Genomic DNA, 15594 nt, shown 5'->3' on the forward strand with positions numbered 1-15594 from the left:
CCCGACGGACTTCGCCGGGAAGCGCCACAGGGAAGTGAACCTGCCGAATGAGCAAAGTCGTCGTCGTCGAGTCCCCCGCCAAGGCCAAGACGATCAACAAGTACCTGGGTGACGACTACCGCGTCCTCGCCAGCTACGGGCACATCAGGGACCTGCCGCCGAAGGACGGCTCGGTGGATCCCGAGCACGACTTCGCGATGCTGTGGCAGACCGACCCGCGGGCCGAGAAGCAGATCAAGGCGATCGCCGAGGCGCTGCGCGGCGCCGACCAGCTGATCCTCGCCACCGACCCGGATCGCGAAGGCGAGGCGATCAGCTGGCACGTCCAGCGGGTCCTGGAGGAGCGGAAGGTCCTCAAGGGCATCGACGTGAAGCGCGTCGCCTTCAACGAGATCACCAAGTCGGCGGTGCTGGACGCGATCGCCCGGCCGCGGGAACTCGACCAGGACCTGATCGACGCCTATCTGGCGCGCCGGGCGCTCGACTATCTCGTCGGCTTCACCCTGTCGCCGGTGCTGTGGCGCAAGCTGCCGGGCGCCCGGTCGGCCGGCCGCGTACAGTCGGTGGCGCTGCGGCTGATCTGCGAGCGCGAGGCCGAGATCGAGCGGTTCCGCGCCCAGGAGTACTGGAGCATCGAGGCCGACTTCCGGACCCGCGAGCGCAAGTCGTTCACCGCCCGGCTGACCCATCTCGACGGCAAGAAGCTGGAACGGCTGGAGATCGGTGACGAAGGGTCGGCGAAGGCCGCGGTGGCGGCGGTCGAGGCCGGCGAGTTCGAGATCGGCGAGGTCGAGAAGAAGCGGGTCCGGCGCAATCCGCAGCCGCCGTTCACCACCTCGACCCTGCAGCAGGAGGCGTCGCGCAAGCTCGGCTTCGGCGCGACCCGGACCATGCAGCTGGCCCAGCGCCTCTACGAGGGCGTCGACTTCGACGGCGAGACCGTCGGCCTGATCACCTATATGCGGACCGACGGCGTCCAGCTCAGCCAGGAGGCGATCCAGTCGATCCGCGGCGCCATCGGCTCGACCTACGGCGACCGCTACCTGCCGAACACCGCCCGGGTCTACACCTCGCGCGCCAAGAACGCCCAGGAGGCGCACGAGGCGATCCGGCCGACCGATGTGAAGCGCACGCCGGAGAGCCTGCGCGACCGTGTCGACCCGGACCAGCTGAAGCTCTATACCCTGGTCTGGAAGCGCACCGTCGCCAGCCAGATGGCCAGCGCCGAGCTCGACCAGACCACCATCGACGTGGTCGACCGCAAGGGCCGCTCGACCATGCGGGCCACCGGGTCGGTCGTCGTGTTCGACGGCTTCCTGACCCTGTACCAGGAGGATCGCGACGAGCCGGCGGCGGAGGACGACGAGTCCGGCCGGATCCTGCCGGCGGTCGAGCGCGGCGAGGACGTCGCCCGCCAGGAGGTGCGCTCCGAGCAGCACTTCACCCAGCCGCCGCCGCGCTATTCCGAGGCCAGCCTGGTGAAGAAGCTGGAGGAACTCGGTATCGGCCGGCCCTCGACCTATGCCAGCATCATGCAGGTCCTGCAGGACCGCGAGTACGTGACCCTCGACAAGCGGCGCTTCGTCCCCGAGGACCGCGGGCGGCTGGTCACCACCTTCCTGTCGAGCTTCTTCAACCGCTACGTCGCCTACAACTTCACTGCCGACCTCGAGACCAGGCTCGACGACGTGTCGGCCGGGCAGATGGAATGGCGGCGGGTCCTGCACGACTTCTGGGACTCGTTCAAGGGCGCGGTCGACGGCACCAAGGACCTGTCGATCGGCCAGGTGATCGAGGCGCTCGACAAGGAGCTCGCCGACCACTTCTTCGCGACCGGGCCGGACGGCCAGCCGGAACGCGGCTGCCCGAGCTGCCAGGCCGGCAACCTGTCGCTTCGGCTCGGCAAGTTCGGCGCCTTCATCGGCTGCTCGAACTATCCGAACTGCCGCTACACCCGGCAGCTCGGCGAGGCGGCCGGCGGCAAGGCCTCCGGCGCCGAGGGCGAGGAAGCCCTGCCGAAGACCCTGGGCACCGACCCGGAGACCGGCCAGGAGGTGAGCATGCGCAAGGGTCCCTACGGGATCTACGTGCAGCTCGGCGAGCCGGCGGAAGGGTCCAAGGAAAAGCCGAAGCGGGCCTCCCTGCCCCGCCAGCTGGCGCCGGCGGACGTCGACCTGGCCAAGGCGCTGGTCCTGCTCTCGCTGCCGCGCCCGATCGGGACCCATCCCGAGACCGGCGTGCCGATCGAGGCCGGCATCGGCCGGTTCGGTCCGTACCTCAAGATCGACAGCACCTATGTCAACCTGCCGCCCGACGACACCGTGCTGACCATCGGCCTGAACCATGCGGTGCAGCTGATCGCCGAGAAGGGCGCGAAGAAGAAGCCGGCGCGCAGCCTCGGCGACCACCCCACGGACAGCAAGCCGGTGACCGTCCACGCCGGCCGCTTCGGCCCCTACGTGCAGCACGGCGCCCTGCGCGCGACGCTGCCGCGCGGCGAGTCGGCGGACGATATCTCCCTGGAGCGCGCGATCGAGGTCCTGAACGCCAAGGCCGCCAAGGGCGGCAGCGCCGGCGGCGGCAAGAAGCCGGCCGGAAAGAAGGCGTCGGCCGCCAAGGCGGCGCCCGCCGACAAGGCAGCCGCCAAGAAGCCGGCCGCCAAGAAGAGCGCCGCGAAGAAGAGCCCGGCCAAGAAGGCCGCCGGCGCCAAGAAGGCCGGAACCAAGGGAGGCGGGGCCGGCACCGCCGCGTCCTGAAGCCGCCGATGCCCCGTCCTTCCGCCCAGGTCCCGTCGCGCGAGGCGATCCTGGAATTCGTCCGTTCCAGCACCGGTCCGGTCGGCCGCCGCGAGATCGCCAAGGCCTTCGACGTGCGCGGGGCGGAGCGCGCCGAGCTGCGGCGCGTGCTCAAGGAGATGGCCGACGAGGGCCTGCTCGACTTCGGCCGCCGCCGCAAGGTGGCCCCGCCGGGCGCCCTGCCCGAGGTCGCGGTGGTCGAGATCACCGGAACCGACGAGAACGGCGAGCCGCTGGCGCAGCCGGCCAACTGGCGCGGCGACGGCCCGGCGCCGCGGATCCTGGTGCTGGAGGACCGCGGTTCCGGCGCGATGGGGCCCGGCGACCGGGCCCTGGTCCGGCTCGAGCGGCGCGACGAGAACCGCTACGTCGCCCGGGTGATCCGGCGGCTGACCGCTACGGCCCCGCGGGTGCTCGGGATCTACGAGGCCGCGGCCGACGGCGCCGGCCGGGTCCGGCCGACCGACAAGAAGGCGCGCTCGGAGATCACCGTGGATCGGCGCGACGCCGCCGACGCCAAACCGGGCGACCTGGTCAGCGTCGAGTTGCTGCCGCGCAGCCGCAACCGCCTCGGCCTGCCCGCCGGCCGGGTGGTCGAGCGCTTCGCCGGGATCGCCGACCCGCGGTCGTTCAGCCGGATCGCCATCCAGGAGCACGACATCCCGGACGTGTTCCCGCGCGAGGCGGAGGACCAGGCCGAGCGCGCCCGGCCGGTGACCCTGGGCAAGCGCGAGGATCTGCGCGACATCCCGCTGGTCACCATCGACGGCGAGGATGCCCGCGACTTCGACGACGCGGTGTTCGCGGCGGCCGACGACGATCCGGGCAACCCCGGCGGGTTCCGGCTGCTGGTCGCGATCGCCGACGTCGCGCACTACGTGCGGCCGGGCGATGCGCTGGACCGCGAGGCCCTGAAGCGGGGCAACTCCGTGTACTTTCCGGACCGCGTGGTGCCGATGCTGCCGGAGGCGCTGTCCAACGGCCTGTGCTCGCTGCGCCCGGACGGGGATCGCGCCTGCATGGCGGTCGAGATCACGATCGACGCCGAGGGCGGCAAACGCAGCCACCGCTTCACCCGCGGCCTGATGCGGTCGCGGGCACGGCTGACCTACCGGCAGGTCCAGCAGGCCGTCAACGGCGGCGACGGCGCAGGCGTTCCGGAAGGCGTGCTGGCCCCGCTGTACGGCGCCTACCGGGCGCTGAAGCTGGAACGCGGGCGACGCGGCGCGCTCGAACTGGAGATCCCGGAGAAACGGGTGATCCTGGACGACGACGGCAAGGTGGTGGAGATCGGCATCCGCGACCGGCTGGATTCCCACATGCTGATCGAAGAATTCATGATCCTGGCGAATGTGTGCGCCGCCGAGACCCTGGAGGCGCGCCGCCAGCCCTGCATGTACCGGATCCACGAGGACCCCGACCCGGAGAAGGTGAACGCGTTGGCCGACGTGCTGGAGAGCCTTGGCATCTCACTTGCAAAGGGCCAGGTCGTGCGGCCGAAGACCTTCAACGGGGTGCTGGCCAAGGTAAAGGGCCAGCCCGCCGAGCGGATGGTGAACGAGATGATCCTGCGCGCCCAGTCACAGGCGCAGTACTCGCCGTCGAACGCCGGGCATTTCGGGCTCGGCCTCGCCCGCTATGCGCATTTCACCTCGCCGATCCGGCGCTACTCCGACCTGCTGGTGCACCGCGCGCTGATTCGCGGCCTGCACCTCGGCGACGGCGCCCTCGGGCCGGCCGACGACGACAGCTTCATGGAATGGGGCGAGCACATCTCCGCCACCGAGCGCCGTGCCGCGGCAGCCGAGCGCCAGACCGTCGACCGCTACCTGGCCCGCCATCTGGCGGACCGCGTCGGCGGCCAGTTCGACGGCCGGATCAACGGCGTGACCCGGTTCGGCCTGTTCGTCACCCTGTCCGAGACCGGCGCCGACGGCCTGGTGCCGATCCGCTCGCTGCCGGACGACTACTACGATCACGACGAGGCCCGCCACAGCCTCACCGGCCGATTCCACGGCCGGGTATACCGACTCGGGGATCCCGTGGAGGTCCGCCTGATCGACGCCGACCCGGTTTCCGGTGCCCTGGCGCTGGAGATCCTGTCCGGCGGCACCCAGGAGACGCCGGGCGGAAGCGGCCGGGTACGGCGGCGCGGGGCCGCGCCGAAGCGACCCGGCGGCGGACGCGGCGGCAACCGCGGCGGGAGACGTCGTTGATCGTGCCGACGGAATGCCGCATGCTTTCGCATCTGCACACGACTGCAGTGGGTGAACGGGGGCCCTGGGACGCATGAGCCACGCGCACAGTCCAGCCCTCCATCGCCGTCCGTCCGCCCGGATCCGGATGGCGATGGCGGCCGTGGCCCTGTTCGGCCTCGGTTCCTGCGTCGGTGCGGGCAAGGCCGTCAGGTCCGAGCACTATCAGCGGCAGACCGCGGCCGAGATGTTCTCGGCGGGGTATGAGGGTATCGCCGACTACTATGTCGATGCGGTCCCCACCGACGCCATCGCGCTGGGGGCCCTCGACGGCGTCGCGTCGATCGACCCGGCCCTCGGTTATGCGCGCCGCGGCGACCGCCTGACGGTCACCATGGACGGTCGCCCGATCGCCGAGTTCGTGACCCCGCCGAACGACGACGTCCCGCGCTGGGGCATGCTGACCTCCGCGGCCATCGACGCCGGACGCAGCGCGTCGAAGCAGGTGCGCGACGCGACACCGGAGCGGATCTACGAGGTCGCGTTCGGATCCGCCCTGCGCAAGCTCGACCGGTTCTCGCGTTATCTCGGCGCCGAGGAGGCACGCTCCGCGCAGGCCTCGCGCAACGGCTATACCGGCATCGGCATCACCATCATCGAGCGGGACGGCGGCGTCTTCGTCACCTCGGTCTTCGAGCACTCGCCCGCCAGTCAGGCCGGCGTCGAGCCCGGCGACCGCATCGTCGAGGTCAACGGCCAGTCGACGGAAGGCCTGGAGATCGCCGCGGTCGCGGATCGCCTGCGCGGCCTGATCGGCAGCCGGGTCGACGTGACCTTCGACCGCAGCGGCGCCCCGGTGGTCACCACGCTCGAGCGCCGGCCGGTGATCGAGACCACGATACACGTCCACCGCGTTCAGGACATCGGCTACGTCCAGATCTCCGGCTTCAACCGCGACACCGCCAGCAGCCTCGAAGACGGACTGCACCAGTTGCAGGCTCCCGGTGCCGACCCGGTGCGCGGCCTTATCCTCGACCTTCGGCAGAATCGCGGCGGACAGCTGAACCAGGCGATCCGGGTCTCCGATCTGTTCATCGACCGGGGCACGATCCTGGCGACCCGCGGCCGGCACCCGAATTCCGTCCAGCACTTCGAGGCCCATGACCGCGACGCCACGGCCGTGCCGATCGTCGTGCTGATCGACAGCGGCTCGGCCTCGGCCGCCGAGATCGTGGCCGCCGCCCTGCAGGATGCCGGCCGTGCCCTGGTCGTCGGCGCCCGCTCCTACGGCAAGGGTACCGTGCAGCAGATCGTGCCGATGCCGAACGACGGCGAGCTGATCCTGACCTGGGCCCGGATGCATGCGCCGTCGGGCTACGGCCTGTCGCGCTTCGGGGTGTTCCCCTCGATCTGCACGGCCGACGGCCAGGTCGACGTCGAATCGGTGGTCGCCGGACTGCGCGACGGCCGGCTCCAGGCCGGCGAGGCGGTGCATCGCCGGCGCGGCGCGGACAGCCTGGACCAGGCCGGGCAGGAAGCCCTGCTGTCCTGGTGCAAGGCCGACCACCCGCCGAGCGACAACGACGTCGACGCCCGCATCGCGCGGCGGTTGCTGGACGAGCGGGACCTGTTCCAGCAGGCCTTCAACGCGTCCCGGATCGCCCTCGGCGAACAGCCGGGAACCCTGCACTAGCCCTCGGATTCCGGGATCGAGGCCATGCTTGACTTCCGAGGCGCGATAGTTATGTTGCGCGCTCCGATTTCGCGAAGGAGACGACAATGGCGAAGCCTGCGACCGTTCTGATCAAGATGGTCAGCACCGCCGAGACCGGGTACTTCTACGTCACGAAGAAGAACCCGCGCACCAAGACCGAGAAGCTCGAGCTTCGCAAGTACGACCCGGTCGTGCGCAAGCACGTGCTGTTCAAGGAAGCCAAGATCAAGTGATCTGGCCGGCAATGGCTGTCGTTTCCACGGGCCGCCCTCTGGGCGGCCCGCTTGGTTTCGAGCTTCTGCCCGACCGGTTTCGCGAAACGACGGACCACACGGCATTCCACCGCCGCCGGGGCAGCACAGATCGATTCCAGTCAGGCGGTGGTCGGAAGACTGCCGGCTGACCGGCACAGCGGCCCTATGGACCGGAAGCGCCGCCGAGGGCGGCCGGACCGTCCGGGTCCGGCGCCGAGATATGCTCGACCCGGTTGCGGCCGCCGGCCTTGGCCCGGTAGAGCGCCTTGTCCGAGCGCTGCATCAGATCCTCGGGGCTGTCGTCGTCGGGCCCCCCCCGCATCGCGCAGCCGATGCTGACGGTCAGCGAGAGCGCCCGGCCGTCCGGCAGGGCCATCGGGGTGTCGGCGATCCGCTGGCGCAGGCGGTCGGCGATCCGCACCGCGAACTCCTCATGGGTGTCCGGCATCACGATGACGAACTCCTCGCCGCCAAGCCGCGCCACCGTATCGACATTGCGCACGTTGGTCCGCATCACCTCGGTGATGTGCTGGAGCGCGATGTCCCCGACGGCATGCCCGTAGGTGTCGTTCACCTGCTTGAAATGATCGACGTCCAGCATCAGCACCGACAACGGCTTCTGACGGTGCGCGGTGTCCTGCATCAGCCGCTTCAGGTGGCTGAGCAGGTAACGGCGGTTGTACAGCCCGGTCAGGCTGTCGGTCAGCGCCAGCGACAGGCTCTGCTCGTAGTTCTCGCGCAACAGTTCCTGGAAGCGCCGCCGCCGGATCTGAGTACGGACCCGGGCCAGCAGCTCGTTCCGGTCGACCGGCTTCATCAGGTAGTCGTTGGCGCCGAGGTCCAGCGCCTTGGCCAACTTGTCGGTCTGGTCCTCCTCGCCGACCATCAGGATCGGCAGGTGCCGCGTCGCCTCATGGGCCCGGAACTGCGACAGCAGCCGTAGTGCGTCGTCGTCCTCCAGGTTGAGGCTGCAGATCACCAGGTCGGGGTCGTCGCGGCTGGCGACCTCGAAGCCGAGCCGCCCGGATTCGACTCGGCTGACCTCGTCGTTGTCGACCGCCAGGCTTTCGATCATGTTGACCGCGTCGATGGTGTTGTCCTCGATCACCAGCAGCCGCGCCGAGGTCACGTCCAGTTCCGTCATCGCGCGCGGCGTCATCATGCCGAGCTGGCTCGAGGTCTGCTCGCGCAGGCGCCACTCGTCCATCATCATCTTGAGCCGCAGCAGCGAGCGGACCCGGGCGAACAGCGCCGAATCGATCACCGGCTTGGTCAGGAAGTCGTCGGCCCCGGCCTCGATGCCGCGCACCCGGTCGGCGACGTCGCTGAGCGCCGTCACCATCACGACCGGCAGGTGCGTGGTCCGCGGATCGGCCTTGATCCGTCGGCAGACCTCGAAGCCGTCCATCACCGGCATCATGACGTCGAGCAGGACGATGTCCGGGTTCTCGCGCTCGATCACCTCGAGCGCTTCCGGGCCGTTACTCGCCGTCAGGACCTCGAAGTACTCGCTGCTGAGCTTGGCCTCCAGCAGCTTCACGTTCGGCAGAACGTCGTCGACAACGAGGACTCGGCCAGGCATCGCCGGCTACCCGAGGTACTTCTTGACCGTCTCGAGAAAGTTGGTCACGGAGATCGGCTTCGCGATGTAGGCCTCGCACCCACCCTCGCGGATCTTCTCCTCGTCACCTTTCATGGCGAAGGCGGTCACCGCGATCACGGGGATCGACTTGAGGCGATCGTCCTCCTTGATCCACTTGGTGACCTCCAGCCCCGAAACCTCCGGCAGCTGGATATCCATGAGAATCAGGTCGGGCCGGCTGTCACGGGCGATCCGCAGCGCCTCCATCCCATCCCGGGTGCCGATGATGTTGTATCCATGGGCCTCCAGGAGGTCATGGAACAGCTTCATGTTCAGCTCGTTGTCCTCGACGATCAGGACCGTCTTGGCCCCGCTGGCCGACTCGCCGGACCCGCTGCCCGTCTCGACGGAGGTCATGCGCTCATCCACCCTGTACCGTTATCGGGATATGATCGCGCCACAATCCGGTCCGAACCATGAAGGTCTCCCGGTTGGACAAGCCCGGAGTATAGACACTTAGGCCGGCGTATACCACTGACGAGGCTACGTTGTCGAACGCACAGGACCGGGACCAGCCGGCGATCCGCATCGGGGTCGATCTCGGGGGCACCAAGATCGAGAGTATCGTGCTCGGGAACGACGGGCGCGTGCTCGATCGGCGACGGACTCCGACCCCCAGAAACGACTACGACACCACCATTGCGACAGTGGCCGGACTGGTCGACGCGGTCGAACGCGACCTCGGCCGTACCGGGCGAGTCGGCGTCGGAATCCCCGGTACGCTGTCGCGCGCCACCGGCCTGGTGAAGAACGCCAACTCGACCTGGCTCAACGGCCGCCCGCTCGACCGCGACCTCGCCGCAGCCCTTGGCCGCCCGGTCCGGTTGCAGAACGACGCCAACTGCTTCGCGGTTTCCGAGGCCGCCGACGGCGCGGCCGCCGGCGCCGGCGTGGTGTTCGGCGTGATCCTCGGCACCGGGGTCGGCGCCGGGCTGGTGATCGACGGTCGCCCGCTCGACGGCCCGAACGGCATCGCCGGCGAATGGGGGCACAACCCCCTGCCCTGGCCGGCCGACGACGAGCGGCCCGGACCGCCGTGCTACTGCGGCCTGAACGGTTGCATCGAGACCTTCCTCTCCGGCCCCGGCTTCGCCGCCGGCTACAGCCGGGAGACCGGCTGCGAGATCACCGCCGCGACCGTGGCGGAGCGGGCGGCGGCGAGCGAACCGGCCGCGGTCCGCCATCTCGAACGCTACGTCGACCGGCTCGCCCGCGGCCTGGCCCATGTCATCAACATCCTGGACCCCGACGTGATCGTGCTGGGCGGCGGCCTCTCCAACCTGGCGGTTCTCTACGAACAGGTGCCGGAACGCTGGCAGCGGCATGTGTTCTCCGACCGGGTCGATACCCGGCTGGTGCCGCCGCGCCACGGCGACTCCTCGGGCGTCAGGGGGGCGGCCTGGCTGTGGCGGCCCGGCGAGGTCTCCGGGCCATGACCGCGCCCGCGGCCGGGTCGGCACCGGGCCTGTGCCGCGACTGCTTCGCCTGGGCCCGCCCGGCAGCCGGCCCGCCGGCGGACCGCTGCCGTCGATGCGGCTCGCGCCGGGTGATCGCGCATCCCGAACTGGATCGCCTGAGCATCGCCCATCTCGACTGCGACGCGTTCTACGCCAGCGTCGAGAAGCGCGACGACCCCTCCCTGCTCGACCGACCCGTGATCGTCGGCGGCGGCCGGCGGGGCGTGGTCTCGGCCGCCTGCTACGTGGCGAGGGTGTACGGCGTGCGCTCCGCCATGCCGATGTTCAAGGCGCTCGACGCATGCCCGCATGCCGTAGTCATCAAGCCGAACATGGAGAAGTATGCCGCCGTCGGCGCCGAGATCCGGGCGCTGATGCGCGACGTCACGCCGTTGGTCGAGCCCCTGTCGATCGACGAGGCGTTCCTGGACCTCTCCGGGACAGCACGGCTGCACGGCGGCCCGCCGGCCGAGACTCTGGCAAGACTGGCGAAGCGGGTCGAGGACGAGATCGGGGTGACGGTCTCGATCGGGCTCAGCTACAACAAGTTCCTCGCAAAGGTCGCCTCCGACCTGGACAAGCCACGGGGATTCTTCGTGATCGGCGCCGACGAGGTCGAGCGGTTCCTGGCCGAGCGGCCGGTGACGATCATCTGGGGAGTCGGCAAGGCGCTGCATCGAACGCTGGTGGCAGACGGCATCCGCACGGTCGGCGACCTGCAGCGCCTGGACGAACGCGATCTGATGCGCCGCTACGGCAGCATCGGGCAACGGCTGGCGCGCTTCTCGCACGGCCGGGACAGCCGCACAGTCGAACCCGGCTCGGTGATCAAGAGCGTGTCGTCGGAGACCACCTTCGACACCGACTTCTCGGCACTGGATGCGCTCCGCCCCTATCTCTGGCGACTCAGCGAGGATGTCTCCAACCGTCTCAAGCGCAAGGCGATCGCCGGTCAGGTCGTCACGCTGAAGCTCAAGACCGCCGACTTCAAGCTGCACTCCCGCCAGCGCCGGCTGCAGTCACCGACGCAACTGGCGGACCGCATCTACCGGACCGCCGACGACTTGCTCGGCGGCGAGGCCGACGGCCGCCGGTTCCGGCTGATCGGGGTCGGCGTGTCGGACCTGTCAGGCGAGGCATTCGCCGATCCGCCGGACCTGGCGGAGCCGGCCCTCGATCGCCGGCGCCGGGTCGAGGCGGCGATAGACGCGGTCCGCGCCAAACTGGGCAGTGCCGCGATCGTCAAAGGCCGCGGCCTGCGGGCCGGGACCCTGAAGCAGTCACCCGCGAACCGGATCAGGCCGGACGACGACCCGGCCTGACGGTCAGCATGCCTTGATGTCGAGGGACTCCAGCCGCTCCAGGATCATCGTGACCTGGATATCGCCGTAGTCCAGGAGCATGCGCCGGGCAATTCCGTTGGCCAGGAGGTCGACCGACATCTCGAAATCGGGATTGCTCTCCGCCTGGCCCGGTTTGAAGAAGGCCAGCCGGATCGGCCAGTAGCTCCCGACCAGCGCCGGATGGTCGATCGGCGGCGGGTCGGACCTGGCGGCGCCGATCACCGCGGACACCAGGGACCCCGGCTCCACCTCGCTGCCGTCGAAGACGTTCGCCCGGAAGAACCGCTTGCCCTGCTGCGCCTGTGCAATCAGGCGCAGCGTGTGCTCGGTGGGCATCAGGGTGTCCGCGGCGAGCAGGATCTCCTCCTGGCGCGGCTCGGTGAAGCTGGCCTTCCCGGCACCCGAGCCGAGGGGCAACGGCATGACCGCCCGCCCGGTGATGCGCTCGCCCCCACCGCCGCGCTCGCGCTCCACGATGAAGCGGTAGGCGTCACCCGATTTCGACTCCCAGGTCGTGTACTTCGAACTCACTTCGTAGCCTGCGCCGGACGCCCGCGAGAACGACATCAGATAGCGCTGGTCGATCGCCCAGCCGTCGCAGTCGTCGCGCCACTCGAAGCCCATCCGGCCACGCACGTCGATGATCTCCGACGACGGCTCCGCCCGGGCCAGCGACACCTTGTACAGCGCACGGTGCGAGGCGATGGCGACGGACGGCGTGATCGCGGACGCGGGCGAGGCCAGCAGGGGCGCCGTGAGCAGACCGACAAGGGCCAGCAGCGAAAGGGTCGGGCGTGTGCCCCGCATAAAGTCCTCCTGAGTCGTTCGGCACCGACTATCGCACGCGCCGGTGCACTCGGCATCATCCGCCGGACGGTGACCGCGCATGTCGGCAAAACTTGCCGCCATGGCCCGGCGGCCTGCCGAATTCACGGCGCGTCCCGGCCGACTCTTCCAAGGATCGACCTCAATTCCGGCAGATTTCCGGCAGAGCTGCCTGCCGGGCCATCGAGAGGACCCGCGGCAGAAGTTGGCACGACGGTTGCTTCTATTCGGTCGACTCCCGATGGAGGAACGAAGATGCCGACTGAACCTCAGATCCTGGCAGCCCCGCTAGACGGTCACAGCGTGAGGCAGTACGCCGAGGTCACCGGAATGCTGGCGCGCTTCAACGCCGCCCTCCAGCCGGGCCCGTCGGCGTTCGAGGAGCGCTCCGGGCATGCCCCCGACACCGCCGAGGCAGAGGCCGCGCTTCGTCTCGCACTGGTCGCGATGAGCGAGGCCCAGCGTCGCATCGAGCGCCAGGAGGCCCGCATCCGCGAGCTCGAGAGCCTGTCGGTCACCGACGACCTGACCGGACTGTTCAATCGACGCGGCTTCGACATGCATCTGGGCAAGGCGCTGGCGCAGGCCCGTCGCGGCGAGCGCCGGGGCGCCGTCATGATGATCGACCTCGATCGGTTCAAGCAGATCAACGACACCTATGGCCACGCTGCCGGCGACGGATTCCTGCAGGCGGTCGCCGGGGTCCTTCAGGCGGACGTGCGCGAATGCGACGTGGTCGGCCGTCTCGGCGGCGACGAGTTCGCGGTTCTGATGACCGACCTGGAGCGGGCCAGCTGCGGGTCGCGCGCCCGGGCGCTGACCGACCGGCTGAACGATCACGTCGTCGACTGGCAGGGAACGCTGCTGCCCATCAAGGCCAGCGTCGGCTTCGTCGAGTACGGGGCGGACGACTGCGCCGCGGACGTCCTGCAGCGGGCCGACGAGCTCATGTACCTGCAGAAGAACGCGCGCCGCAGCGGCGCCGGCATGGCGAACTGAGGCGACGGGGCCGATGGCTCAGCGGGCGGCGGTCCTGACCACCCAGGGCCGCTGGCCGTCGACCCGGCCGAGGCCGTCGCGCACCTGCCGCGCCTGCCCCCCGGTCAGCGGGCCGATCGCGACCCGATGCCACTGCCCGCCCTCGACCGTCGCTTCGAGAATCGACGGATCGTGCCCGGCGAACCGGGATGCCATGACCCTGGCCCGCGCGGGGTCGCGGAAAGAGCCCAGAACCACCCAGCGGTCGGCGTCTCCAGCCGCCGCCACGACGGCCGTCGGCGCGATGGCGACAGCCGCGACGCGCTTCGGGGCGCTGGATGCCACCGGACGGGGCGCAGGCGCCTTCGGCACCACGGCCTGCGCGGCCGCGTCCTTTGAAGCCGCATCCCGCAGGGCCGGAGAACCGGGCACGGAAGCGGTCGCCGGCGCGGCCAACGGCTCCGGGGCGGCCAGCGGCGCGACCTCGATGGTCTTGACCGGAACCAGGTCGCTCCACGACGCGTCGGCGGCGATCGGAAGCGCTCGGGTCTGCGGCGCCGGAATGATCTGGTCCTTGGTGACGATGATTCCCGCGACGGAGACCCGCGGCGGCGGCGCCAGGAACCGCGGCGCGATCGCGACCTGCCGGACGTCGCCGTCCACAGCGGCCATGTCCAGGGCGCCCCGGTGGAGCGCGGCGATCCGTGCCTGGTCGGTCACCCCGTCGCGGTCGCCGGGGTAGGAGGCCTCGATGATGGAGGGCGTCCTTCCCTGCCCGTCCGCCCCCACGTCGCGGCAGAACGGCTCGCCGAAAACCGGCCGCGTCAGCGCGCAGTCCTGCTCCATGGTGGCCGACAGCACGTGGTCGCTCGTCGACTTGCCGCTCGTCAGGTAGGAAATGCCGGAGAACGCGGTCGTCGCGATCGTGATGGGCAGTGGAAGACAGCCACCGAGCGCCAACGGCATGAGGGCGACGACCAGCTTGCGCTTCATGTTGATTCCCCCGCCAGAATCAATCGGTTGTTGTGCGAATCGTCAGCTATTTCTCAGCATTTGGCAATCCTAATCTTTCGCGCGCGAATCGCCCGCTCCACTCGCGTTTCCGTCGACTGCCGATTTTGAATCGGATTTCAATGACTTGAGGGAATCACGGCGGTTGCACCGCGGGACCGGTGGTGTATAGGGGGCGCCATGACCCTCGTGACCGATACCGACTCCCTTTCCGCCCTCTGTGATCGTCTGGCCAGCGAGCGCTACGTCGCCGTCGACACCGAGTTCATGCGCGACAAGACCTATTATGCGAAGCTCTGCTTGGTGCAGCTCGCCGGCGCCGAGGAAGTCGCCGCCGTCGACACTCTGGCGCCCGGGCTGGACCTCGCGCCGCTCTACGCCCTGATGGCCGACCCGAACGTATTGAAGGTCTTCCACGCGGCCCGCCAGGACGTCGAGATCTTCGTGCACCAGGCAGACGCTGTACCGGCGCCCCTGTTCGACACCCAGATCGCCGGAATGGTCTGCGGCTTCGGCGACGCGGTCAGCTACGACCGGCTGGTGCGCGGGCTGACCGGCGTCCGTCTCGACAAGACCTCGCGGTTCACCGACTGGAGCCACCGCCCGCTGACCACTCGGCAGGTCGACTACGCGCTCGCCGACGTGATCCACCTGCGGCCGGCGTATGAGCGTCTGCACAAGCGGCTCGAGAAGACCGGGCGGCTGGAATGGCTCAGCGAGGAAATGGCGGTCCTGACCGACCCGAAGACCTATCGGGTCGCCCCGGAGGATGCCTGGCGGCGGCTCAAGATCCGCAGCACCAAGCCGAAGTTCCTTACGGTCCTGCGAGAACTCGCCGCTTGGCGCGAGCGCGAGGCGCAGCAGCGCGACGTGCCGCGCAACCGGATTCTGCGTGACGATGCCCTGGTCGACGTCGCGGCCCAGTTGCCGCAGTCGCCGGAAGAGCTCGCCCGGTCCCGGGCCTTCAACCGCGAGTCGTCGAGCGGCAAGACCGGGCGCGCGATCCTGGAGGCCGTGGAGCGCGCCCTCGCCCTGCCCAAGGAGGATTGGCCGACCCTGCCGGAGCAGGCCGACACGCCGCAGGGCCGCCAGCCGGTCGCCGATCTGCTCCGGGTCCTGTTGAAGATCAAGTGCGAGGAGAGCGACGTCGCACCGAAGCTGATCGCGAGTTCGGACGACCTCGATGCGATCGCGGCGAGCGACGACGCCGACGTCCCCGCGATGCGGGGCTGGCGGCGCGAGGTGTTCGGCGAGGCCGCGCTGGCGGTCAAGCACGGCCGTCTCGGCATGGTCTTCGATCCCGAGAAGGACCGGGTCCGGCTGTTCGAGCCCCAGGACTGATCCGAGGCCTGCGGCGAACCGCGGCCCGGCCCGTTCGTC

Annotated in this window: 12 protein-coding genes; 8 read left to right on the plus strand and 4 right to left on the minus strand. The window is 69.7% G+C overall.

Going from position 1 to position 15594, the window contains the following annotated elements; translation table 11 throughout:
* Positions 1-47: 47 nt before the first annotated feature.
* The 4 genes from topA to rpmG all read left to right on the plus strand — a co-directional run bounded on the left by topA (position 48) and on the right by rpmG (position 6937).
* Positions 48-2756, plus strand: coding sequence for a type I DNA topoisomerase (gene topA, locus RIC31_RS01110; protein ID WP_350100183.1), 2709 nt, complete (start codon positions 48-50; stop codon positions 2754-2756).
* Between the two features lie 8 nt (positions 2757-2764).
* Positions 2765-5011 carry a ribonuclease R gene (gene rnr, locus RIC31_RS01115; protein WP_350100185.1) on the plus strand — a complete coding sequence of 749 codons (2247 nt, stop codon included), beginning with the start codon at positions 2765-2767 and terminating at the stop codon, positions 5009-5011.
* Between the two features lie 133 nt (positions 5012-5144).
* Positions 5145-6683, plus strand: a complete 1539-nt coding sequence (locus RIC31_RS01120; protein ID WP_350100187.1) for a S41 family peptidase — start codon at positions 5145-5147, stop codon at positions 6681-6683.
* An 86-nt stretch (positions 6684-6769) separates the two neighbouring features.
* A complete protein-coding gene (gene rpmG, locus RIC31_RS01125) occupies positions 6770-6937 on the plus strand; it encodes a 50S ribosomal protein L33 (protein ID WP_350100189.1) in 168 nt (55 codons plus the stop codon).
* Positions 6938-7121: 184 nt separating this feature from the next.
* Here rpmG and RIC31_RS01130 read toward each other — a convergent pair whose 3' ends face one another.
* Positions 7122-8540 (minus strand): PleD family two-component system response regulator, encoded by a 1419-nt coding sequence (locus tag RIC31_RS01130; RefSeq protein WP_350100191.1) that lies wholly within the window; start codon positions 8538-8540, stop codon positions 7122-7124.
* Between the two features lie 6 nt (positions 8541-8546).
* Positions 8547-8957, minus strand: coding sequence for a response regulator (locus RIC31_RS01135; protein WP_350100193.1), 411 nt, complete (start codon positions 8955-8957; stop codon positions 8547-8549).
* Between the two features lie 131 nt (positions 8958-9088).
* Here RIC31_RS01135 and RIC31_RS01140 point away from each other — a divergent pair, with 131 nt between their 5' ends.
* Together RIC31_RS01140 and RIC31_RS01145 are read left to right on the plus strand one after the other, a co-directional pair.
* A complete protein-coding gene (locus RIC31_RS01140; RefSeq protein ID WP_350100195.1) occupies positions 9089-10036 on the plus strand; it encodes an ROK family protein in 948 nt (315 codons plus the stop codon).
* Entirely contained in the window at positions 10033-11379 is a 1347-nt protein-coding gene (locus tag RIC31_RS01145) for a DNA polymerase IV (protein WP_350100197.1), read from the plus strand. The genes RIC31_RS01140 and RIC31_RS01145 overlap by 4 nt, the downstream gene beginning before the upstream one ends.
* Before the next feature lie 3 nt (positions 11380-11382).
* Here RIC31_RS01145 and RIC31_RS01150 read toward each other — a convergent pair whose 3' ends face one another.
* Positions 11383-12207 carry an EipB family protein gene (locus RIC31_RS01150; protein WP_350100199.1) on the minus strand — a complete coding sequence of 275 codons (825 nt, stop codon included), beginning with the start codon at positions 12205-12207 and terminating at the stop codon, positions 11383-11385.
* A 273-nt stretch (positions 12208-12480) separates the two neighbouring features.
* On the opposite strand from RIC31_RS01150, the gene RIC31_RS01155 reads away from it, so the two are divergent.
* Entirely contained in the window at positions 12481-13224 is a 744-nt protein-coding gene (locus RIC31_RS01155) for a GGDEF domain-containing protein (protein WP_350100201.1), read from the plus strand.
* 18 nt (positions 13225-13242) lie between these two features.
* Here RIC31_RS01155 and RIC31_RS01160 read toward each other — a convergent pair whose 3' ends face one another.
* The gene (locus RIC31_RS01160) at positions 13243-14196 is read right to left on the minus strand and encodes an SPOR domain-containing protein (protein WP_350100203.1); all 954 of its coding nucleotides are present in this window, start codon (positions 14194-14196) and stop codon (positions 13243-13245) included.
* Positions 14197-14394: 198 nt separating this feature from the next.
* Between RIC31_RS01160 and rnd the strand changes: the two genes are divergently transcribed.
* Positions 14395-15555: a ribonuclease D gene (rnd, locus tag RIC31_RS01165; RefSeq protein WP_350100205.1), complete on the plus strand. Its 1161-nt coding sequence runs from the start codon at positions 14395-14397 to the stop codon at positions 15553-15555.
* Positions 15556-15594 lie beyond the last annotated feature (39 nt).

The sequence above is a fragment of the Thalassobaculum sp. genome (assembly GCF_040219615.1).
GTDB lineage: Bacteria > Pseudomonadota > Alphaproteobacteria > Thalassobaculales > Thalassobaculaceae > Thalassobaculum_A.

What these genes read in the sequence shown, in the direction of transcription:
- RIC31_RS01145 (WP_350100197.1), top strand. Translation starts at nt 10,033, where the DNA reads ATGACCGCGCCCGCGGCCGGGTCGGCACCGGGCCTGTGCCGCGACTGC.
- topA (WP_350100183.1), top strand. Translation starts at nt 48, where the DNA reads ATGAGCAAAGTCGTCGTCGTCGAGTCCCCCGCCAAGGCCAAGACGATC.
- RIC31_RS01155 (WP_350100201.1), top strand. Translation starts at nt 12,481, where the DNA reads ATGCCGACTGAACCTCAGATCCTGGCAGCCCCGCTAGACGGTCACAGC.
- RIC31_RS01130 (WP_350100191.1), bottom strand. Translation starts at nt 8,540, where the DNA reads ATGCCTGGCCGAGTCCTCGTTGTCGACGACGTTCTGCCGAACGTGAAG.
- RIC31_RS01135 (WP_350100193.1), bottom strand. Translation starts at nt 8,957, where the DNA reads ATGACCTCCGTCGAGACGGGCAGCGGGTCCGGCGAGTCGGCCAGCGGG.
- RIC31_RS01120 (WP_350100187.1), top strand. Translation starts at nt 5,145, where the DNA reads ATGGCGGCCGTGGCCCTGTTCGGCCTCGGTTCCTGCGTCGGTGCGGGC.
- rpmG (WP_350100189.1), top strand. Translation starts at nt 6,770, where the DNA reads ATGGCGAAGCCTGCGACCGTTCTGATCAAGATGGTCAGCACCGCCGAG.
- RIC31_RS01160 (WP_350100203.1), bottom strand. Translation starts at nt 14,196, where the DNA reads ATGAAGCGCAAGCTGGTCGTCGCCCTCATGCCGTTGGCGCTCGGTGGC.
- RIC31_RS01150 (WP_350100199.1), bottom strand. Translation starts at nt 12,207, where the DNA reads ATGCGGGGCACACGCCCGACCCTTTCGCTGCTGGCCCTTGTCGGTCTG.
- rnr (WP_350100185.1), top strand. Translation starts at nt 2,765, where the DNA reads ATGCCCCGTCCTTCCGCCCAGGTCCCGTCGCGCGAGGCGATCCTGGAA.
- rnd (WP_350100205.1), top strand. Translation starts at nt 14,395, where the DNA reads ATGACCCTCGTGACCGATACCGACTCCCTTTCCGCCCTCTGTGATCGT.